Raw genomic sequence first — 20,232 nt, 5'->3', positions numbered from 1 at the left:
TAAGCGCTTCGACTTCAAATGCCCAATCGAAGTTATGGGCGAGGTGATGCAGAAGGCCATGGCTATGCGGCATGATGCTCCAGCTTCAATTCAATGACCGTGTTGCACTCAGCTCCTGCAACCGCCCTCTGTATCAGCCCTCTTGTTCAGGCGGTGCATTTTCACGACGATATCGAGCCGTTGAGGTTATTGGGACGCTCCCATCTCACCGGGTTGAACCTGAAGTTGTCGGACGCCGACAACCGTTTGTTGCGCGATAAAAAAAACGTGCGAGTCGGGGTTGCCATCACCGACTCGGCGCCTTTGGGCTTGAGTGCAAGTACCTACGATTACGAAGGGGTGACGGCTGACTATGTGGAGCTGATTTCGGATCTGTTGAACATCGACATCCAGGTTCAACGCTATCCCGACCGTGCACACGCGATAGAGGCACTTAAAAGAGGTGAGTTTGACCTGCTCGGGATCGCCACGCATGTCGACGAGGCCGATCCCGAGCTTGTAGTTTCAAGGTCTTACTTCGATGATCAGCCGGTGTTGGTTAGCCGGCGTGATGCCGGCGTGGAGTTGCCTAAGGATCTTGGCGGGCAGCGTTTGGCTATGTCTGCGAATGGCTTACCCCCTTCCGAGGTCATGGCGTACTACCCGTTGGCTAAACTGCAGATCTACCCGACCGATCTGGACGCCATCAGTGCTGTGGTTTTCGACCAGGCTGATGTGTACTTGGGAGGGGCGGTTACTTCCAATTATCTGATCAACCGAAATTTCCTGCACGACGTTCACCTGTCAGACTTCGCGAGCCTGGAGGTGAGCAGCATTGGTTTTGCATTACGGGTTGAAGACCGTCAGCTTCTTGAAATCATCAATCGGGCGTTGGCGGCGATTCCTGCCGAAGAAAGCATGACCATCTTGCGACGCTGGGGGGCAGATACGATCACCGTACGCGACCAAGGCCCGGTTGACCTGAGCGCCAAGGAGAGGCGCTGGCTCGCAGACCATCCGCAGTTGAGGGTAGGGGTATTGGAGAGCAGTCCTCCACTGGCGTTTTTCGATCAGCAGGGGAGTTTTCGCGGTATCAGCGCTGATTTGTTGGCGATGATTCGTCGGCGTACCGGCCTTACCTTCGAGGTGGTACGTGCAGATTCGATGGATGGCCTGGTGGCGTTGGTCAAGAAGGGCAAAGTGGATTTCATTGCCGCGTTTCACCAGAATACGGATAACAGCGACCTGCGTTTTACCCGGTCCTATTTGACCAACCCTTATGTATTGAGTATTCGTAAGGGCGATGGGGCATTTGGCCGTTTGGAAGATCTGGCCGGTAAACGCTTGGCAATCAGGCACGACAGCGGCGTCCGGAATTACATTGAACTGCAGTACCCGGGCATTGTTTTGGTTGAAGCGCGAGAGGCGGGTGAAGCGTTGTCGATGGTCGCACAGGGTAAAGCAGATGGCGCTGTCACGACCCTGGTCAATGCCCGCTATCTGATTGCTACCCAGTATCCATCCAGTTTGCGTGTAAGTGGTGCCGTGGGGGCTCCACCCGCGCAGATGGCACTTGCCACCGATCGAGGATCGCTAGAACTGTACTCGGTCCTGGACAAGGTGATGCTCAGCATCTCCCCGAAGGAGTTGGACGAACTGACCAATCGCTGGCGCGGTGAAGTGGCGGTGGATAACAAGCGCACGCACGCCAATCAATCGGAAATCATCCGCGGTTCTGCTATTGCTGTGATCTTGTTGCTGGTGGCATTCGCCTGGATTCTCTATTTGCGACGCCTGATCCAGAAGCGCGACGTGGCCGAACAGGCATTGAAAGAACAAATGGAGTTCATGCGCGTACTTATTGATGGGTTACCTCATCCCATCTACGTACGCGATCGCCAGACACGCTTGTTATTGTGCAATCGCCGTTATCTGGAGGAGATTGGCAGCACCCTTGAAACAGTTATTGGTAAACGCCTATCTGAAACGCAAACGCTGGACGACGATTCTGCCCAGGTTGCGGCCTATGAGCAGCTCTATCTGGAGGTGATGGACGGCGGCCAGGAGCTGCTGACCGACCGTGAGATTGTGTTTTTTAATGGGCAGACGATTACCGCTTATCACTGGATTCTCCCGTTTCGCAATAACGCGGGTGAGGTCAAAGGCATCATTGCGGGTTGGATCGATATCAGTGAGCGTGAGCGTTTGCTGGTGGAGCTCAAAGACGCCAAGCAGGATGCTGAGAAGGCCAATCGGGCGAAAACCACCTTTCTGGCCACCATGAGTCATGAGATCCGCACACCGATGAACGCAGTGGTGGGGATGCTGGAGTTGGCCATGAAAAAGGCAGACCAAGGCATTCTTGACCGTTTTGCCATCGAAGTGGCGTCGGGCGCCGCGCGTGGGCTTTTGGAACTGATCGGCGACATTCTGGACGTGGTGCGCATCGAGTCCGAGCGCTTGACGCTGTCACCGCAACGGGCGGCACTCAAAGACCTGGTGGTGTCGGTGGTACGGATGTTCGAGGGATTGGCCCGGCAGAAGCAACTGAATCTTGCGCTGTCATTCGATGAAGACGCCAACCAGGAGGTCTTGATCGACCCGCTACGGTTCAAACAGGTGCTTTCCAACCTGCTGGGTAACGCCATCAAGTTCACGGACGTCGGGCAAGTGCAGGTCTGTGTAGAGGTCACGCGTGCGGCCGCAGACGAAAGCATGGGTGTTCGTGTGCTGGTGCGCGATACCGGCATTGGGATTTCCCAGGACGATCAGCAGCGGCTGTTTGTACCGTTCAGCCAGGCCAGTCATGCGGGGGCTGGAGGCTCAGGCTTGGGGCTGGCGATCAGCCGTAAACTGTGTTCGATGATGCAGGGTGAGTTGAACTTGAGTAGCGTGATGGGGCAAGGCACGGAGGCCGAGGTGTTACTGGAGCTGGCGGTTCTTGCGCCATTGCCGCTCATCCGGCCGGAACCCGTATTACCCGAATTCAGCCAGCCGTTAAAAGTGCTGGTGGTTGATGATTATCCGGCCAACCGCCTGCTGTTGTCGCAGCAGTTGAGTTACCTGGGGCATACGGTTGCCGATGAATCCGACGGAGCCCACGGCTTGCGTGCCTGGCGCAATGGTCATTTCGATGTGGTGATTACCGACTGCAACATGCCGGTGATGACAGGCTACGAACTGGCCAGGGCGATCCGCGCCGAGGAGGCTGATTCGGGCGCGGCGCCTTGCTTGATCCTGGGTTTCACCGCCAACGCGCAACCGGAGGAAAAGGATCGTTGCCTGGAGGCGGGCATGGATGATTGTCTATTCAAACCCATCAGTATGAAGGACCTGACTGCGCGCTTGTCCGGCGTGGAGTCGGTGTTCGAGGAAGCAGGGGACACTGATGCGTCAGTACCACTCTCCGACGACATTGACCTCAGCAGCCTCGAACAACTGGCTCATGGTGACCGCACGCTGGTTAACAGCTTGTTGAAGGATCTGGCCAGTAGCAATGAAGAGGATTTGTTACGGCTGCTCAAGCTCTACAGTGATCACGACTTGACCGGGCTGTCTGACCTGAGCCATCGAGTCAAGGGGGGAGCACGTATCATCAAGGCGCATCGACTGATCCAGTGCTGCGAGCAACTGCAAGCTGACTGCAACGGGCATGATGCCGTGCGTTTGACCCAATCGGTGGATGCTCTGCACGAGGCAATGGAGGCATTGGCGCAGCGTCTGGAGGAGTGTACTGGCTAGCCAGGCGTCAGGGGAACCAGATGCGTTTACGCAGGAGCGGAAGCTTGGGGAATGGCCAACGACCCCGCTGTATCAATGGGTCGTTGGCATTGTTGATCGTCAATCGTTTATCGATCTGGGGTGATGATCACTGATAAACGATGTTCAGCGTAGCAGTTGCCCTGACTTCACCGCTGGTAAGTTGAGCGGGGTTGTAAGGGAAGTAGTAGGCGCCCATGCCAACCGAGAAATTGCTATTAACCACAGCACCTGCTGCGGCACTGAAAATGGAGGTGGCACTTCCCCGGTTTAAGGTGGAGGTGGAAAAGACAACCGGTGCGTTGGGAGTGTCGCGTTTGGCTACCTTTATACCGACGCCTTTCGCCGAGCCAGGCGTGCTGTCCATCAATACGCTATTGTCGGATGGAAGCAGGTTATTGCTGGATAAAAACATGTCGATTGCGCGGTCGGTGCTGCCGTTAGCCAGCAGGTTGTTACAGCTGAAATTCAATGTAAATGGCGTATAACCCGGTTGAGGGATTTTTGTCAGCTGCGCAACGCCTATTTTAGGAAGATTTACCATCAATCCTGCATTGTTGAAGGTGCAAGTTGTCATCCTTGGGGTGTATTTTACTATTATGTTCTGGGCAAACATATCCTGGAAGTCTTTTGGCCAATAGGTGAAAAAACTCCCTACATAACGGAGGAATTTCCCGAGCCATTCAAAAAACCCCATACCGCCGCTAGTTGTATCTCTCGCAATAGCTACGTCATTAATATTTAATGTATCTTGGCCTTCTTCGGCTACAACCTGATCGCCACCACCCCGGGGCACCAAAGTAAAACGCAGAGTCACAGGCGTGTTAAATTCTCCAGATGAGTGAGTACCTGCCGGAATGGATTGCTCTGGGAACGATCCAACGATGCTCATTTCTACCCAGCGTGCCCCTTTATCAAATCCCAAGCGTAATTTTTTATTGCCAATTGGGGAATAAGCTTCGATTTTTGAGTTTCCATTGCAATTGACAGACGCTGCCGGAAACTGGGTATAAAACGTCTTCTCAAATACAGGGTTTTTTGCGCTCAACTCATTTGAAATGTCGATCAGTATTGGGTTTCCGTATTGGGTGGGTGTTTCACCGTAGCAACGTGCATAGCCATTGCTACTGAATAGTCCAGCTACTAAAAAAATAAGAAAAAATCTGTTCATGATAATTTATTGTCTCGAATTAATGGCAGATATTTTTTGATGTGGTTTCGGCCAAGTCAGGCCGGTGAATAATGCAACTGCCGTTGTTAAGTCGAACCTCAAGGTACTCTGGCTTTTCATTGGACTTTACATACAGAACGCTGGCCTGGCCGATGAAACCGATAGACTCGCCTGATTTATCTAATACCTCCGCGCCAAACGGTAGAGGGCCACCATCTGCCTTGCGTGCCTGCACGATGTAAGACTGGCGTTGGTCAGTCTCAAATTTTACATGGTTGACTGTGCCGGCGAAGGGCACTGCATTGGCAATGTTTCCGACGATCTCTGCGCCGGAACTGTTACCGCTGTCGGACAACGTAACTGAGTTCAACCGATAAGGTGTTGCGTACGGAATCAGCGCCAAGCCATCTTTATTGGTCACAATACTTTGGTCTCCATTGACGATCAGGCCCTCGGCCTTGGGGGCCTCGACTACCATCATGGTGCTGCCGATTTCATTGGAGGCCAATATATGCCCAGGAATCATCACGACACTGCCTCGCGCACCTAGGCCGGTTTGCCGATAATCGGACGACTCACCGTAAGAGGCACCTACTGTTGTGACATTGCTACGGTAGGAGGTATTGACGCTGGCGGTGTTATCCCCTCCGTTTTGATTGCTGGCAGCTACGGTGTAACTCAGGCGGTTTGATTCCAGTGCATTGCCACTCACGCTAACGTTACTTTGCTGGTAGCGCGAGTCCACCAGTGATGCACCACTGTTGAGATACACCCTGTTGCCGGCGATATCAAAGGGCATGGTCATTGAGAGATAGAATCGCGTCTCTTCGTCACGGTTGGAGTTTCTGACGCGGTTGGCAGAGATACTGTAATTAACCTGCCCCACAGCGTTTGTGTAGCCAAATTGGTACTCACGGCTTTTAGTATTGTTTGTCCAGTAGTCGCGTTGTGTTCCGGAAAAAAACACGGTGCCCCAGTTATCTTTCAAACGCTGGTTCAGACTTAAATTGAAGGTGTTGCGTGGGCGTGCGCTTCGCAGAGCATCCCAAGTATTCAAGTCGAGGATCGGAGCATCATCTTCGTCAAGTCTGTTTCGATAGTCGTTGATTTGTCTTTCGAGTTCACGGTATCCCTCTTGGGAATAAATGGCATCGCTGAAGCTGTAGTAGCCTTCGGTAGAATATCGATACGCCGCCAGGGTAAAGTTGGTATCCGTTACATCCAGGAACTTACTGTAGGACACCCGTACACTTTGCCCGCTTTTGCTTTGGTTTTTTAACTGAGTATTGGATTGGGTCACGTCAACAGAGACTGCACCGATCGGCAGGTTCAAGCCGCTGCCGACAAGGTAGGCGCGGTAATCATTGCTGAGGGTTGTGCCGGTATATCCGGTTAACAGATTGTTAAGCCCATACTGGAACGTACCCTGCACAAAACCAGGGTTATAGTCGGTATTGGTCTGGTTTACGTTACCGGCCACCAGGCTGTACTTACTGATCCCTTCCTTGAGCATATTAGGCACGGCGGAAAACGGTACGCTGAACGACTGCTCGCGACCGTCGGCCTCGTGGACCACCACCGTCAGGTCGCCAGCAGAGCCGGTGGGCTGGATATTGTCGAAGGTAAAGGCGCCTGGCGGTACGCTCTCCTGATAAACCACGCTGCCGTTCTGGATGACTTTTACCAGGGCATTGGTTTGTGCGACGCCACGCACAATGGGTGAAAAACCCTGTTTGGAGTTAGGCAGCATATTGATGTCGGACGTCAACGCCACACCTCGAACTCTAATCGAGTCAAAGAGATCACCTTCCGAGTAAAAATCACCGAGCTTGAAGTTGGAGGTGATGGAGGCAATGTTCTTCTGAAGATAGCGTGTATTTTTTTGGTACTTTAAATTTTCCGAGGAGCTTTTTCTTAACGAGCTATTTTCCCGGAACTGCCAACCAGCAAAGTTGATACCGAAATCCAAACCAGAGTACAGTTCGTCGCTGGATGAGCCGCCTTTTTTCGATTGTATGCTGTAATGCATTGCATTGTAGCCAAATAAAAATGCAGGCACGCCATGATCCCAGAATTTCGGGTCGACATAACCAGCTTCCGAACGATTCACATAAGACTGGGGCACAGTCAGCTTCAGGCTCAGGGTGCTAATATCTAAAATAAAAGAACCGCCTTGAACCAATTGGCTGACTTGTAGACTGTCCGCGCCTGGCTGCGCAGCGGGCAAGCCACCCATGTTGATCCCAAGAAGTGCGCTATCTTCGTAGCTGATCTTGATGTCGTCTTTTACGCCGCCAAACACTAATGAATAGCGACCTTTCCAAGTGTTATTGACATAAATATCAACATCTTGTTTGCCCGCAGGTATCTCGGAGTTTGCATAGAAGCGTGAAAGATCGGATTCGCGAGATTTACCGGCCATAAGCGAAGTATCAAAGGTTTCTGCATAGGCTTTGTCCAGTAGAAACAGCGAGGACATCGTGAGAGCTTTAATAAGGGGTTTATGCTGTTTCATTCTGGGGCTTCACCTTAGTGCGATACTACAGCTTTAGTTTTGTAGGCACCCAAATCATCAATATACATCATGGTGTAGGGTGTATTTTTACTGACGGACTCTTTGCTCTCGACGAATGCGGAGGAAAAAGGAGCGACCATGACTGAGTCAACGAGCAGGTGTTTTTTATCGTGCTGGTCAATGTTGGCGAGTGTGAAAAAGTACGCGCTTTTATTGATCACGTTAAAACCTTTCGCGACCGCTTGCAGTTCGATTTTTTCGACGCTGCTGCTGGCTTTCTCTTTTAGTCCGCTCGGGCGATAGAACATTTTTATGCGAGACTTGATCGCCAGTTGCAGTGTGTTTGCACCCTGCAAATTTTCTGGAGTTGGCGGGATGTCCAGCACGTTTAAAAAGAAAACAGACTCCCGATCCGCAACCAGTGGGGCGCCGATTTTTGTAATTCGGAGCTGTTGACCGCTATCGCCGGATACTTTGACAACCGGCGGAGATAGCAGAAACGGAACATTCGCTGTTTCCGGCGTGGAGTTGATGTCGCCATCATCTATCCAGGCTTGTACCAAGGATGAGTCACTCCCATTATTGATGAGTTGAACTATCACATCTTTGTTTGCTTCTGGATAAACCACCCGAGTGCCATTGATGATAATGTTGGCCTGCGCAGACACCGAGCCAAGTAGTAACCCTGCTAAAACTAGTTGCTTTATCATGATGTTTTCCTGAACCAGGCCCATGGGATGGGCCTGGCACACGGGTTGTATTACAAGTAGGAAATGGTGTAGGTCAGGTTGGAGCTAAGGGCACCAACTTTGGCGGCGGCGGTGTTGGTTTTGTAGTAGTACGCATCAAGTACTAGTGTTTCAGGTGTTGTACCGGCTCCGCTGATGAGCGTGTTGAACGGCACGTTCAATTGGATCGGTGTGGTGGAACCTGGTTTCGCCAACGAGAAGCCGACGTTTTTGGCAACAGCAGCATCACTTTCGTTGACTGTGTTGTTCAGCAAGAACTTACCGTCTGTGGAAATGTTATCTGCGGACGAGAAATACATTTTCAATGGAGTGCCAGCAGTTCCTGCTGCTGGGGTGCAACCCGAGAAGGTCAGCGAGAACGATTTTTTGTTTTTGGTCAGCGGGCCAACAGTGGTGCCGGCGTCGTTAACAGAGATAGGCGACAGGGCAACGGTGAAGTCTGCACTTTTACCGCCGTTAATAGTGCAAGTAGTGTCGGTAATTGCGCCACTGAAGGAAATAACACCACCGGCGGCGTTGTCGGCAGCCATTACATTTGCAGAGGTCAGTGCGGCGGTCAGTGCTACCAGGGAGAAAGCGTGCTTGATCATAAAAATTCCATTGCTTGGTTAAGGTACGTATTAGGTTTTTACCTTGCAAGACCAGTGAATCTCTGCAGAGTAGAAACCAACTTCGACGAGCACTAACGTTGCGTAGTGGTTGTATGGTGCAGATCGAATTGGCAATAGTTTGTCTGGGGGGAATGAAGGTGTGTGTAGTCTCGTTCCTTCTGAATTGTAGGAAATTTCCTCGTGACGTTCGGACGCGAGCGGTCATTCCGTATTTCTTTCTGTGAGAAATTTCCTACGTTGTGGCGGGAGATTTCTAGGCGTTTGCACGGTGAAGGATAGCGATAATAAGGAATCCAACTAGATCGTACTAAAGCACCAAGATACGTGTTTGACCCGCGTGTAGTACGTCATGTTTAGAGGAAGGGAAAAGCACTCGAAAGTTAAGGAGTATAGAAAATTAAAGTTTTACCGTATTCCGGAGAGCTATTCATGCAAGTACTACCATTACGTGTTCTGGTCTTGAACGACAATTTTTTTCAACGAGCAATCTCCGTCAATATGTTGCGGCAATTGGGCTGTGAGTCGGTGTTCAGTGCTCTCTCGGCGCTGGATGCGCTACACACCCTGCAAAGCGTCGGGCCCGTAGATGTTGTGTTATGCGATCTACGTATGCACGGCCTCGATAGCCTCGATTTTTTACGGTGCTCGGCACAGAACGGTTTAGTCAAGTCGGTCATTGTCAACAGTTCGCTTGCGGAGGACGTGCGCAGAGCCGCCACAAAACTGATCCCTTTATTAGGATTGAGAATGTTGGGGGAGCTGGGGCAGCCTCTGCAGTTTGATACGTTGAGCAGGTTGCTGAAAAACTACTTGAATCAGCCGGCTACCCCATCGGATTCCCCTAACATCGATTTGGTAGCTGATGAAGCGCAGGTCCGCCGTGCAATGGAATGCGCGCAGATGGAGACTTACTTTCAGCCCAAAATCAATCTGTTGAGCAATGAGGTATCAGGTGTCGAGGCTCTGACGCGCTGGAACCACCCAACCGGTGGCGTTGTTTCACCGGTCGTTTTTATGCCGACTCTTGAGCGTTGCAACTTGATGGATGAGTTGTTTTTCGCCCAGTTTGATCAAGGGTTGCAGTTGCAGCGGCATTTTTTGATGCACGGAACCCCTTTGAACATTGCATTCAATCTGCAACCTTCACAGCTTTCCAATGCGGCTTTGGTCACAAGGATTAAAGCAACCCTGGCGAGTTTCAGGTTGCCTGGAGCCGGCGTCACTTTCGAACTGACCGAAACAGGCCTTGTGGAAGCTTCAGCTACCTGCATGGAAAATCTCGTGCGGCTGCGCATGATGGGATGCCGGCTATCCATTGATGATTTCGGCAGTGGTTTTTCGTCATTGCAACGTTTGTGTCAGTGGCCTTTCAACGAGATCAAGCTGGACGGTGAGTTTGTTCAGTCACTGGGTGATGGGCCTCGTTCCCGGGCTGTCATCAGCAGCACCATCGCGTTAGGAGAGTCCTTAGGTATGACGGTGGTGGCTGAGGGTATCGAAACCCAGGAACAACACCACCAATTAGTGGATCTTGGCTGCGTGCATGGTCAGGGCTACTTTTTTGCCAAACCGATGACGAAGCACGGCCTGGAAAGTTGGCTTCAATCGCGTTATCCAAATCCCGAGGAGCGAAGGTTGCGCTCGCTCACACCCCGATAACACGTTGGCATCAGTTTGTAGGCCTGCATCGCTGTCTGCATGCAGTTACTGCGTGCTTTCGCAATTTACAAGGATCAAGAATGCCGACCCCCTATTTACGAATTTTGGTTGTTGACGATCAACCTGCACAACGGTTGAGTATTGAGAAAATGCTGAATCAGCAGGGGTATCACCGAATCGCACCCGTGGAAACATTTGCGGAATTGTTGGCAATGGTTGAAAACGCCGTCGAGCCCTTTGACCTTTTGGTGATAAACAGTGCTTTGGGAGTAGATGTAACGTTTAGCCTGGATGATTTTTTTATGAACTGTCCGGCTGTTCGTCATACGTTAGTTTATGACGGCCTCCCAGTTGACAACCTGGTGACAGTCCCGGCGCCGGGATCAAAAGTAATTAGTAAACTCACGCGAACACCTGATGAGCGGGCGATAAGAAGCCTTATGCGCACGATCGACCCACCAAAAGTTCAACCCACACGTAGTATTCGTTTGCGCAGGGTGCTTTGAACTCAGACCGTTATAGCGATTACCGAACAGGGCTCGTAGACATTTCCATTTCCGGCATCAAGCCGTCCATGCATCGCTGGACAAAACATCAGACTCGCAGTCGATTTCCAGTTTTAAGGGAACTATTGACTGTTGCACTTTGCTCTCGCCATCGCCCGCGAATGCTGTGAATGTACGGACGAAGCCGTTTGAATCGCCCCGGTTTTCCTAGAGAAAGCCGGGGGTTTGTGGTTTTTGCTGCATGAAAATCAGTGATATGGGAATAATGTGGCCACACGCGCAGTGTCTGCCGTGCATTGCATTCCATCAAGGAAGATTCCCATTGAAAGCAGCCCTAATCGCTCTGCTCCTTACCTGCGTTACTTCCACCGTTTTTGCCAGTAACCCTGTCGGCTTCCAAGCCTCCACCTTGCCAGACCCCAACAACGAGCGCCCGCTGGAGATGGTGGTCTGGTATCCCAGCTCCATTACCGCCACGCCAAAGGTGATCGACGACAACCCGGTGTTTTTCAGTGCCCTGGCCGTGCGTGATGCGCCTGCGGCGGTGGGTGAGCATCCGTTGGTGGTGCTTTCCCACGGTTTCGGCGGCAGTTGGGGCAATCAGGAGTGGTTGGCCAGTGCGTTGGCCCAGCGGGGTTTTATCGTGGCGGCGGTCAATCATCCTGGCACTACCAGTAAGGACCGCAGCGCTCGTGCCGCCGCGCAGTTATGGCAGCGGCCGGTGGATATCCGCCGCGCTATCGACGCGGTGCTGGCGCAGCCAAACCAGTTTGGCGAGGTGCTGCCCGGTCGAATTGCAGTGGTGGGTCATTCGCTGGGTGGTTGGACGGCGCTGGAAGTCGCCGGTGCCCGTTTCGACCCCGAGCGTTTTGCCCAGGACTGCAAGGTTCACCGGCAGTTGGCCCCTTGCGCGGTCTACCAGCAGTTGAACCCCGCGCAGGCGCCGTTGGCAGAGGATTTGAGTGACAAGCGGGTCACTGCCATTGTTTCGCTGGACCTGGGCCTGTCGCGTGGGTTTACCGATCAAAGCCTGGCGGCGTTGCCGGTGCCGACGTTGGTGATTGCTGCGGGCGTGCCCTCAACAGAGCTTCCCGCTGAGTTGGAGTCTGCTGACTTGGCCAAGCGCCTGCCCCCGGCATCGACGCGCTATGTCGAAATCAGCGACGCCACTCACTTCAGTTTTATGGCCGTGTGCAAGCCGGGCGGGGAGGCGCTGATTGAAAAAAGCTCGCCAGGCGACGGCATGATCTGCCGCGATGGCGAAGGTGCCCGCCCGCGTGAGGTGATCCAGCAGCAGGTCACTTCCCTGATTGTTGAATTTCTGGCTCGTTAAACAGGCTAGGCCAGCAAATCCTCATAAAACGCCCCATAAGCCTTGCTCGGGTGGGCAATCTGAATCTCCAGGATCCACAGCCCTTCATTGGGGTAATGTTCGAAATCCCCCAGGTCGCCGCCACGGTGGATGGCATGGGGGAAGTCGCTGACGCGGTGCCCCTTGATGCTTAGGTTCAGTTCCCAGCCCATGTCCCGGGCCTGTTCTTGGGCATAGCGATAGAGCTCAAGGCCGACGACTTTTTCGGTTTTCCAGCGCAACTGCACCCGCTCGAACAGCGCTTTGGCTGCGCTGGCACAGGCGGCCATTTGTGGGTCGCTGCCGGTGGTGAAGGTGGCGCCGGCGTCGCCTTCATGGCCCTGCCACACTGCGCCCATGTCGATAAAGAAGATGTCGTTCTCGGCTAGTACCGGGTCGCCGTCGGAGCGTTGCTTGAAGGTCTTGAGGGTGTTGGCGCCAAATCGCACCAGCAGCGGGTGCCAGATGCGTTGCATGTCCAGATCGGCAAGCACCTGCTTGCCCAGTTCCCGGGCTTGGGATTCGAGTATGCCGGGGCGGATCTGCTGGGACAATTGCTCGATGGCGCGCCAGGTCATGGCTTGGGCGTGGCGCATGGAGTCGATGCTGTAGGAGGCGCCCACGGCTTCCTTCGAAGGTGCGTTCAACGGGGTATCCTCGATTTTTATTGGCTAATCGCTATATCTTTTACTATATAGCGAGCAGTAGTGATCGGGATACCCATGCATGCAACGAAGCCAGGCTACGAGCGCCTGGCCAGGCGCGTATACACCGCAATATTGATCAGCAGGACCAGGGCGCCCAGGCCCAGTTGGATCTGGGGTGTCAGCCCTGCCGGATAGATCAGGGCAATGATGTAGTGCTCGATAAAACCCGCGCCATAACCTTCTTGCCCGGCGAGGTGGCGCAGCAGGTTTTCCCAGCGGGTCAGGGGGCAGGGCAGGTGGAAGAACTCGACGGCCATGCCCCAGGCGGCGGCGGGCAGGTGCAGCCAGATGACTCGGCGCCAGCGCAGGGCGAGCAGGCCACCGAACAGCACAAACAGGATAAAACACAGGTGAAACAGCACCAGGCTGTCGGCGGCAATGCGCAAAAGCATATCGGGTTCGCTTGAACGGTTAGGGCGCCAGTCTAAGGGATAATGGGTTGCTTGCAGGCTGGCAGGGCCGTTATTGTGCTGAATCCTTTTAGTCCTTTGCCACGGATCTTTTGTGATGAGCGCATCGCGTACTGCTGTCGGCCCGATCAAGGCCGTGATTTTCGATATGGACGGGTTGTTGCTGGACACTGAAGGCATCTATACCCAAGTCACGCAGATCATTGCCGAACGCTATGGTCGTACCTACGACTGGGGCATCAAGCAGCACATCATCGGCCGTGGCGCCCAGGACCTGGCCGAGTATGTGGTCAAGGCGCTGGACTTGCCGATCACTCCCGAGGAGTTCCTGCGCATCCGTGAGCCGTTGATGAGCGAGCGTTTTCCCAAGGCGCTGGGCATGCCGGGCGCCGAGGCGTTGGTGCGGCATTTAAGTGCGCACAATATCCCCATAGCCGTGGGCACCAGTTCGTCGCGCAATTCGTTTGGCCACAAGACCACGCTGCACCGGGAGTGGTTTGGCCTGTTCGGCACCATCGTCACCGCAGACGACCCGGAAGTCGGCGCAGCCAAGCCAGCACCAGACATCTTCCTCACCGCTGCCCGCCGCCTGGGCGTTGCGCCCGAGGATTGCCTGGTGTTTGAAGACTCACCGTTTGGCGTGACTGCAGCCAAGGCTGCGAACATGACGGCCATCGCCGTGCCTGATGAGGCCATGGCCGACAGCAAGTACGCTCATGCCGACCAGATCATCCGCAAACTCGCGGACTTCGACCTGGCGGCCTACGGCCTGCCACCGATGCGCTGAAACCTATCGGCGCCTGCGTAGGCGCCGGCGGCCGGCGATGGCGCCCGATAGCACACTGCAATCAGGCGCTAAAGCCACCATCAATAGTCAAGCTGGCCCCGGTGATATAGCCCGCCTCCGGCCCTGCCAGGTAGGCAACAAAGCTGGCGATCTCTGCCACCTGCCCATAACGGCCCACCGCCATAAAGCCAATCAGGCTCTCGGCAAACTCACTGTTGGCCGGGTTCATATCGGTGTCCACCGGGCCCGGCTGCACGTTGTTGATGGTAATTCCCCGTGGCCCCAGGTCGCGCGCCAGGCCTTTGGTCAAGCCCACCAGCGCGGCCTTGCTCATGGCATACGGGCCGCCGCCGGCGAAGGGCATGCGCTCGGCGTTGGTGCTGCCGATATTAATGATGCGACCCCCTTCGCCCATGTGCCGCGCCGCTTCCTGGGTGGCGATAAACACGCTGCGCACGTTGATGGCCAGGGTCTGGTCAAAGTCTTCCAGTTTGAACTCTTCCAGCGGGCCGACCGCCAGCACCCCGGCGTTGTTCACCAGGATGTCCAGGCGCCCGAACGCTTCGACCGTGGCGTTGACCGCATTGCGAATGGCCACGGCATCGGCGCTGTCGGCGTGAATCGCCAGGGCCTCGCCGCCATCGCTGATCACACTGTCCTGCAGGGCCTGGGCCTTGGCGGCAGAGCTGACGTAAGTAAAGGCAACGGCTGCACCTTGCGCGGCCAGGCGCTTGACGATGGCGGCGCCGATACCGCGGGAACCGCCCTGGATCAAGGCAACTTTGCCGCTGAGGTTTTGCGTGGTCATGTCGATCTCCAATTAGGCAAGGCGCGAATGCCTTGTGTTGTTGCCGAGTATCGACCTCGCGGGCATCCCTCGGTAGACCGTGATTGCTATAGTCTGTGTAAACCAAAAGTTTAGAGTGAGGTGGTATGGAGAGCTTCGGCAGTATCGAATGCTTCGTGCGCAGCGCCGAAGGCGGCAGCTTTGCCGAAGCGGCGCGGCACCTGAGCCTGACGCCGGCGGCCGTCGGCAAAAGCGTGGCCAAGCTTGAAGCGCGCCTGGGGGTGCGGCTGTTCCAGCGCAGCACCCGGCGGCTTACATTGACCGAAGCCGGCAAGCTGTTTCTGGAGCAGGTCAGCGCCAGCCTTACCACCATCCAGAATGCCGTGGCCAACCTGGCCAGCGCCGAAGGCCGGCCGGTGGGCACGCTCAAGGTGAGTATGGGGACGGTATTTGGCAACCGTTATGTGGTGCCGTTGCTGGCGGAGTTTTTGCGGCGCTTTCCCGATATCAGCCCTGATTGGCATTTTGATAATCGCCAGGTCGACCTGATCGGCCAGGGCTTCGACGCCGCCATCGGCGGCGGGTTCGAGCTACCCCAGGGCGTGGTCGCGCGCAAGTTGACCCCGGCCCACCGGATTCTGGTGGCCTCGCCCGATTACCTGGCCAAGCGCCTGCCCGTGCGTGTTCCCGAAGACCTGGGCTTGTGCAATGGCATCCTGATTCGCTCGCCGCAAACCGGCCGCGTGCGCACTTGGCAACTGACCAACCGCGCCCGCGAACAGCGGCCCCTGATGCTCAAGCCACGCATGACCATGGGCGACTCCGAAGCCGCGTGCTGCGCCTGCACCCAAGGCCTGGGGATTGCCCTGGTCAGCATGCCGATGGCTGTGCCGTTCCTCGACAGTGGCGCCGTGGTGCGGGTGCTGCCCGACTGGTACGTCGATGACGGCAACATCTCCCTGTACTACGCCGAGCACAAACTGCTGCCGGGCAAGACCCGAGTGTTCGTCGACTTCATCCTCGAGCAGTTTGCCCAGCAGCAGTTGGCGCAGCGGTTCAGCGCGGTATAGCACTCACTGCTGAACTCGCTGCCCGCTAGTGTTCTAAGCTGATACGGGCCAATGGGGCTTGCGACTGTCGAGACCGATCATGTCCATATCACGCGCTTTACTCGTATTTACCAGCCTGGCGTTGATTGCAGGCTCCCCGGCGCTGCTGGCCGATCCCGGCAATGGCAATGGCAATGGCAACGGCAAGGACAAAGGCAGTGCCCATGGCAATAAGGGTGGCGGCCAGGGTAATCAGGTCCAGGGTGGTGGCAAGAAGGGTGCAGGCGCCCATTACAGCGGCCCGCAAATTGATATCGGGGGTGTGCGGGTAATCCTTGGTGACAGCCGCGACTACTGGCGCGGTGGTTCGTCCCTGCCGCCAGGCATCCAGAAAAACCTGGCCCGTGGCAAACCCCTGCCACCGGGAATCGCCAAGAAACTCGATGGACGCCTGTTGGGGCGCCTGCCCCATTACGACGGCTACGAATGGCAACAGGCTGGCACCGACCTGATCCTGGTGACGATTGCCACCGGGATCATTTATGAAGTGCTCAATGACGTCTTGAACTGATCGAGATCGGCGATTCAGCGTGCGAACCTGCCAGGCCAGCCGATGATGGTCTTTGGCCGGGGTGTTCCATAGGTGCGCACCTTCGACGTCGACAACCCCAGCCTCACCAAGGATTCGGCCAGGGTTACCGCTGCAGTCACGCCATCGACCACCGGCACGCCGGTGCGCTGGCGGATCTGCTCATCGAGCCCGGCCATGCCGCCGCAACCCAGGCAGATCACCTCGGCCTTGTCTTCGCTGATGGCCAGCTCGGCCTGGCGCACGATGGCCTCCATGGCCCGCAGTGGGTGTTCCTCCAGTTCCAGCACCGCCATACCGCTGGCGCGCACCGAGGCACAGCGCTCAAACAGCCCGGAAAGCTTGAGCCGGTCTTCGATCAGCGGCACTGTGCGGTCCAGCGTGGTGACCACCGAGTAAGCATGGCCAAGGAACATCGCGGTGCTGGCGGCGGCATCGGTGATATCCACCACCGGCACGTTCAACAGTTCCTGCAGGCCTTCGCGGCCATGTTCGCCATAGCCGGCCTGGATGACCGCATCGAATGGCTGGTCGTAGGCCATCACCCGGTCCATCACCGCGATGGCTGCCAGGTAGCTTTCAAAATTGCCTTCCACCGACTCGGCGCCGAAAAACGGGGTCAGGCCGACAATTTCGGTGCCCGCTGCCGCAACGCTGCGCGCCTGTTGGGCGATGGCTTGGGTGATGGATTCGGTGGTGTTGACGTTGACGACGAGAATGCGCATGGAATGCTCCCTGATCAATGACTGACGTTGTCGACAGCGATGCTCTCGCCGCTGATATCGGCATAGAACGGCTGGCGCTTGGCGATCAGGCGATACAGCACCCCGGCAATCCCCGCGCCAAACAGCCAGGAGAACGGCGAGACACTGGCAAAACCCGGCAACAGCGCCAGCACAATGGCAATCACCGCAGCCGGGACAAACGCGGCGACCGCCCGCATGTTCACCCCGCGGCTGTAGTAATACGTCCCGTTGGGGTCCTCGCTGTACAGCTGCGGCACGTCGATCCGGCCCTTACGGATCAGCCAGTAATCCACCATGATCACGCCATACAGCGGGCCCAGCAGCGCACCCAGGCCGGAGAGGAAGTACACAATCACCAGCGGGCTGTTGTAGAGATTCCACGGCAGGATCAGCACCGCGAGGAACGCGCTGATCAGCCCCGCACGCCGGAAATTCAGATACTTGGGCGCCAGGTTGCTCAATACAAAGGCTGGGGCAACGAAGTTGGCCATGATGTTCACCGCCACGGTGACGATCAGGAATGCCAGGCAGCCCAGCACCAGGAAGAAGGTGTTGGGAATGGCCGCGATGATCTGGGTGGGGCTTTCGATCACCTGGCTATTGAGTTGGAACTGCCCGCCGCACAACAGGATGGTGATGATCGCGAACACCAGGATGTTCACCGGCAGGCCCCAGAAGTTGCCGACCTTGATGGTCCTGCGGCAGGGCGATGAGCGGGCGAAGTCGCAGAAGTTGAGGATCAGGGTGCCGTAGATCGCCAGCCACAAGGCGCCGCCGGCAAAGATATTGCGCCACATCTCGCCACCGCTCAGGGGCTCGCGGATCGACCAGGCGATAGTGCCGCTTGCCTGGAAATACATCCAGCCGGCCAGCGCCGCAACGGTCAGCAGGATCACCGGGCCGGCAAAGCCCTCGTAGCGCCGGACCATTTCCATGCCGTAGGCCAGGATCACCAGTTGCACGAACCAGATCATCACAAAACAGGCCCAGCCCAGGGTTGAGAGGCCGAGTATCGAGTTGTGGTCGTAGTCGGCGAACCCTGGATGAATCGCCACCAACAGCACGCGGAACACCACTGATGCGAGGTAGGTTTGAATCCCGAACCAGGCGATCGCGATCACGGCCCGGATCAGCGCAGGTATTTGCGCGCCATAGATGCCAAAACTGATCCGGCTGATCACCGGGAATGGCACGCCGGTTTTCTGGCCCATGTAACCCGACAAGTTCATAAAGAAATACACCAGCGCCGCGCCGATCCCCAGCGACAACAAAATCTGCCAGGCACCGAGGCCCAGGGCGTACAAGCCGATGGCGAAGGAGTAGTTGGCGATGTTGTGCACATCGTTGGTCCACAGGGCAAAAATGCTATAGCCACCCCAGCGCCGGCCTTCGGCCTTGGTGGGTGCCAGGTCCTTGTTGTGCAGGCGCGGGCTGAGTACCAGTGGCCCGAGGTTGGGGGCCGTGGGTATTGCTGTGGAGGAGGGCAGATCCAGTGCGAGAGTGTTGGGAAGAGTTGTACGCATTCCGGCAGGCTCCTGGCATCTGCAGCGAGCGCGTGGGTAAGGCGCGGCTAGCGTGCAGACACAAAGTGTATGAAGGTTGTTGTTGAAGTTGTATACAAAGACTTCAACTCCCTTAGCCACTTGTGTGCCAGGTTTTCATCTATAAAAAGTTCGGCTAATTTCGTTTTTGCAGGGGTTATTAATAATTAGCTGAATTTCAACAATTATAAATTGACCGTTTGAACAGGTATTTATTTTTTTGCAAGATTGTGGGAATGGAATATGTAGGAAGTAGACAAAAACAGGGTGTAACTTTTCGGTGCGTAATCATTAAAGTGCACACAAAAATGGCACTGGTTGTAACGTTTGTGTGTACAGGTTTCATGGTCGATGGAAACAAATGTGGGAGCTGGCTTGCCTGCGATCGCATCATCCCGGTACTCAATTACACCGAGGTGATGCGATCACGGGCAAGCCAGCTCCCACACGAGCTTGTTGCGACATTCTTGGCAGGCCAGGCTTCAGGCCTTGCTGATGATATTTCCCGCGTGCAGCCCACATTCCTTCTGGGTTGCCTCTTCCCACCACCAGCGGCCTTCGCGCTCGTGCTGGTTCGGTAGCACCGGGCGGGTGCAGGGTTCGCAGCCGATGCTGATGAAACCGCGTTCGTGCAGGCTGTTGTACGGCAATTCGAGCATGCGGATATAACCCCAGATTTCTTCGCTGGTCATTTGTGCCAGGGGGTTGAACTTGTAGAGAGTGCGCTCGGGCGTGGAGAACGCGCTATCGACTTCCAGGGCCGCCACCTGGCTGCGAGTGCCGGGGCTCTGGTCGCGGCGCTGGCCGGTGGCCCAGGCGCGTACGCCGCTGAGCTTGCGGCGCAGCGGTTCGATCTTGCGTACGCCGCAGCATTCGCCATGGCCGTCCTTGTAGAAGCTGAACAGGCCCTTTTCCTTGACGAAGGGTTCCAGCTTGCTCTGGTCTGGCGAGATCAATTCGATATCGATCTTGTAGAAGTCGCGCACCTGCTCGATGAACCGGTAGGTCTCCGGGTGCAGGCGGCCCGTGTCGAGGCTGAAGACCTTGACGTTCTTGTTGAGTTTCCAGGCCATATCCACCAGCACCACGTCCTCGGCACCGCTGAAGGAAATCCACAGCTCATCGCCGAACTGGCTGAACGCCAGCTTGAGGATGTCCTGGGCGGACTTGTTGGCATAGGTCGCGGCGAGTTCAGCGACGTCGAAGGCTTGGTTCATCAGGACGGTTCCTACAGGTCAGTGGCGCTGAGCGCTCTATAGGAGTGGGATGTTAACAAAATCCGCCCTGCGTTGCGGCGGCCAGCGCGAATCGCTAGA

The 20,232-nt window shown here is 55.6% G+C and carries 17 protein-coding genes; 7 read left to right on the top strand and 10 right to left on the bottom strand.

The annotated features are described in order from the left end of the window. Positions 1–93 precede the first annotated feature (93 nt). The gene (locus tag AC19YY_RS15640) at positions 94–3,720 is read left to right on the top strand and encodes a transporter substrate-binding domain-containing protein (protein ID WP_500604467.1); all 3,627 of its coding nucleotides are present in this window, start codon (positions 94–96) and stop codon (positions 3,718–3,720) included. A gap of 127 nt (positions 3,721–3,847) precedes the next feature. Here AC19YY_RS15640 and AC19YY_RS15635 read toward each other — a convergent pair whose 3' ends face one another. From AC19YY_RS15635 to AC19YY_RS15620, 4 genes are read right to left on the bottom strand one after another with little or no spacing between them, the layout of a single operon-like run. Next, positions 3,848–4,909: a fimbrial protein gene (locus AC19YY_RS15635; protein WP_169954274.1), complete on the bottom strand. Its 1,062-nt coding sequence runs from the start codon at positions 4,907–4,909 to the stop codon at positions 3,848–3,850. A gap of 19 nt (positions 4,910–4,928) precedes the next feature. Beyond that, a complete protein-coding gene (locus AC19YY_RS15630; RefSeq protein ID WP_432755199.1) occupies positions 4,929–7,424 on the bottom strand; it encodes a fimbria/pilus outer membrane usher protein in 2,496 nt (831 codons plus the stop codon). Between the two features lie 14 nt (positions 7,425–7,438). Then, complete coding sequence (locus tag AC19YY_RS15625) at positions 7,439–8,158, bottom strand: fimbrial biogenesis chaperone (protein ID WP_262380928.1); 720 nt, start codon at positions 8,156–8,158, stop codon at positions 7,439–7,441. 26 nt (positions 8,159–8,184) lie between these two features. Continuing rightward, on the bottom strand, positions 8,185–8,763 hold the full coding sequence (locus AC19YY_RS15620) for a fimbrial protein (protein WP_169954272.1): 579 nt from the start codon (positions 8,761–8,763) through the stop codon (positions 8,185–8,187). 450 nt (positions 8,764–9,213) lie between these two features. On the opposite strand from AC19YY_RS15620, the gene AC19YY_RS15615 reads away from it, so the two are divergent. The 3 genes from AC19YY_RS15615 to AC19YY_RS15605 all read left to right on the top strand — a co-directional run bounded on the left by AC19YY_RS15615 (position 9,214) and on the right by AC19YY_RS15605 (position 12,282). After that, positions 9,214–10,443: an EAL domain-containing response regulator gene (locus AC19YY_RS15615; RefSeq protein ID WP_432755200.1), complete on the top strand. Its 1,230-nt coding sequence runs from the start codon at positions 9,214–9,216 to the stop codon at positions 10,441–10,443. An 80-nt stretch (positions 10,444–10,523) separates the two neighbouring features. Then, positions 10,524–10,949, top strand: a complete 426-nt coding sequence (locus AC19YY_RS15610) for a response regulator (RefSeq protein WP_169954270.1) — start codon at positions 10,524–10,526, stop codon at positions 10,947–10,949. Between the two features lie 322 nt (positions 10,950–11,271). Next, complete coding sequence (locus AC19YY_RS15605; RefSeq protein ID WP_500604466.1) at positions 11,272–12,282, top strand: alpha/beta hydrolase family protein; 1,011 nt, start codon at positions 11,272–11,274, stop codon at positions 12,280–12,282. 5 nt (positions 12,283–12,287) lie between these two features. On the opposite strand, the gene AC19YY_RS15600 is transcribed toward AC19YY_RS15605, so the two are convergent. Together AC19YY_RS15600 and AC19YY_RS15595 are read right to left on the bottom strand one after the other, a co-directional pair. Further along, complete coding sequence (locus tag AC19YY_RS15600; RefSeq protein WP_500604465.1) at positions 12,288–12,947, bottom strand: M24 family metallopeptidase; 660 nt, start codon at positions 12,945–12,947, stop codon at positions 12,288–12,290. A 95-nt stretch (positions 12,948–13,042) separates the two neighbouring features. Continuing rightward, complete coding sequence (locus tag AC19YY_RS15595; RefSeq protein ID WP_169954268.1) at positions 13,043–13,399, bottom strand: DUF2784 domain-containing protein; 357 nt, start codon at positions 13,397–13,399, stop codon at positions 13,043–13,045. 115 nt (positions 13,400–13,514) lie between these two features. On the opposite strand from AC19YY_RS15595, the gene AC19YY_RS15590 reads away from it, so the two are divergent. Next, positions 13,515–14,204: an HAD-IA family hydrolase gene (locus AC19YY_RS15590; RefSeq protein WP_170043292.1), complete on the top strand. Its 690-nt coding sequence runs from the start codon at positions 13,515–13,517 to the stop codon at positions 14,202–14,204. A gap of 61 nt (positions 14,205–14,265) precedes the next feature. Here AC19YY_RS15590 and AC19YY_RS15585 read toward each other — a convergent pair whose 3' ends face one another. Then, on the bottom strand, positions 14,266–15,012 hold the full coding sequence (locus AC19YY_RS15585; RefSeq protein ID WP_500604464.1) for a 3-oxoacyl-ACP reductase family protein: 747 nt from the start codon (positions 15,010–15,012) through the stop codon (positions 14,266–14,268). 125 nt (positions 15,013–15,137) lie between these two features. On the opposite strand from AC19YY_RS15585, the gene AC19YY_RS15580 reads away from it, so the two are divergent. Both AC19YY_RS15580 and AC19YY_RS15575 read left to right on the top strand, forming a co-directional pair. Beyond that, positions 15,138–16,061, top strand: a complete 924-nt coding sequence (locus AC19YY_RS15580; protein ID WP_492634284.1) for a LysR family transcriptional regulator — start codon at positions 15,138–15,140, stop codon at positions 16,059–16,061. Between the two features lie 76 nt (positions 16,062–16,137). After that, positions 16,138–16,611, top strand: coding sequence for an anti-virulence regulator CigR family protein (locus AC19YY_RS15575; protein WP_500604471.1), 474 nt, complete (start codon positions 16,138–16,140; stop codon positions 16,609–16,611). Positions 16,612–16,625: 14 nt separating this feature from the next. Here AC19YY_RS15575 and AC19YY_RS15570 read toward each other — a convergent pair whose 3' ends face one another. The 3 genes from AC19YY_RS15570 to AC19YY_RS15560 all read right to left on the bottom strand — a co-directional run bounded on the left by AC19YY_RS15570 (position 16,626) and on the right by AC19YY_RS15560 (position 20,133). Beyond that, a complete protein-coding gene (locus AC19YY_RS15570; RefSeq protein ID WP_170043295.1) occupies positions 16,626–17,354 on the bottom strand; it encodes an aspartate/glutamate racemase family protein in 729 nt (242 codons plus the stop codon). Between the two features lie 14 nt (positions 17,355–17,368). After that, positions 17,369–18,898 (bottom strand): NCS1 family nucleobase:cation symporter-1, encoded by a 1,530-nt coding sequence (locus tag AC19YY_RS15565; RefSeq protein ID WP_500604463.1) that lies wholly within the window; start codon positions 18,896–18,898, stop codon positions 17,369–17,371. A 500-nt stretch (positions 18,899–19,398) separates the two neighbouring features. Beyond that, positions 19,399–20,133, bottom strand: coding sequence for a phosphoadenylyl-sulfate reductase (locus tag AC19YY_RS15560; protein ID WP_169954261.1), 735 nt, complete (start codon positions 20,131–20,133; stop codon positions 19,399–19,401). Between the last annotated feature and the right edge of the window lie 99 nt (positions 20,134–20,232).

The organism is Pseudomonas sp. MF09156 (assembly GCF_059862305.1).
This window is presented reverse-complemented; position numbering and strand designations above follow the sequence as displayed.

What these genes read in the sequence shown, in the direction of transcription:
- AC19YY_RS15620 (WP_169954272.1), bottom strand. Translation starts at nt 8,763, where the DNA reads ATGATCAAGCACGCTTTCTCCCTGGTAGCACTGACCGCCGCACTGACC.
- AC19YY_RS15610 (WP_169954270.1), top strand. Translation starts at nt 10,524, where the DNA reads ATGCCGACCCCCTATTTACGAATTTTGGTTGTTGACGATCAACCTGCA.
- AC19YY_RS15615 (WP_432755200.1), top strand. Translation starts at nt 9,214, where the DNA reads ATGCAAGTACTACCATTACGTGTTCTGGTCTTGAACGACAATTTTTTT.
- AC19YY_RS15640 (WP_500604467.1), top strand. Translation starts at nt 94, where the DNA reads ATGACCGTGTTGCACTCAGCTCCTGCAACCGCCCTCTGTATCAGCCCT.
- AC19YY_RS15635 (WP_169954274.1), bottom strand. Translation starts at nt 4,909, where the DNA reads ATGAACAGATTTTTTCTTATTTTTTTAGTAGCTGGACTATTCAGTAGC.
- AC19YY_RS15590 (WP_170043292.1), top strand. Translation starts at nt 13,515, where the DNA reads ATGAGCGCATCGCGTACTGCTGTCGGCCCGATCAAGGCCGTGATTTTC.
- AC19YY_RS15560 (WP_169954261.1), bottom strand. Translation starts at nt 20,133, where the DNA reads ATGAACCAAGCCTTCGACGTCGCTGAACTCGCCGCGACCTATGCCAAC.
- AC19YY_RS15585 (WP_500604464.1), bottom strand. Translation starts at nt 15,012, where the DNA reads ATGACCACGCAAAACCTCAGCGGCAAAGTTGCCTTGATCCAGGGCGGT.
- AC19YY_RS15570 (WP_170043295.1), bottom strand. Translation starts at nt 17,354, where the DNA reads ATGCGCATTCTCGTCGTCAACGTCAACACCACCGAATCCATCACCCAA.
- AC19YY_RS15630 (WP_432755199.1), bottom strand. Translation starts at nt 7,424, where the DNA reads ATGAAACAGCATAAACCCCTTATTAAAGCTCTCACGATGTCCTCGCTG.
- AC19YY_RS15595 (WP_169954268.1), bottom strand. Translation starts at nt 13,399, where the DNA reads ATGCTTTTGCGCATTGCCGCCGACAGCCTGGTGCTGTTTCACCTGTGT.
- AC19YY_RS15580 (WP_492634284.1), top strand. Translation starts at nt 15,138, where the DNA reads ATGGAGAGCTTCGGCAGTATCGAATGCTTCGTGCGCAGCGCCGAAGGC.
- AC19YY_RS15625 (WP_262380928.1), bottom strand. Translation starts at nt 8,158, where the DNA reads ATGGGCCTGGTTCAGGAAAACATCATGATAAAGCAACTAGTTTTAGCA.
- AC19YY_RS15565 (WP_500604463.1), bottom strand. Translation starts at nt 18,898, where the DNA reads ATGCGTACAACTCTTCCCAACACTCTCGCACTGGATCTGCCCTCCTCC.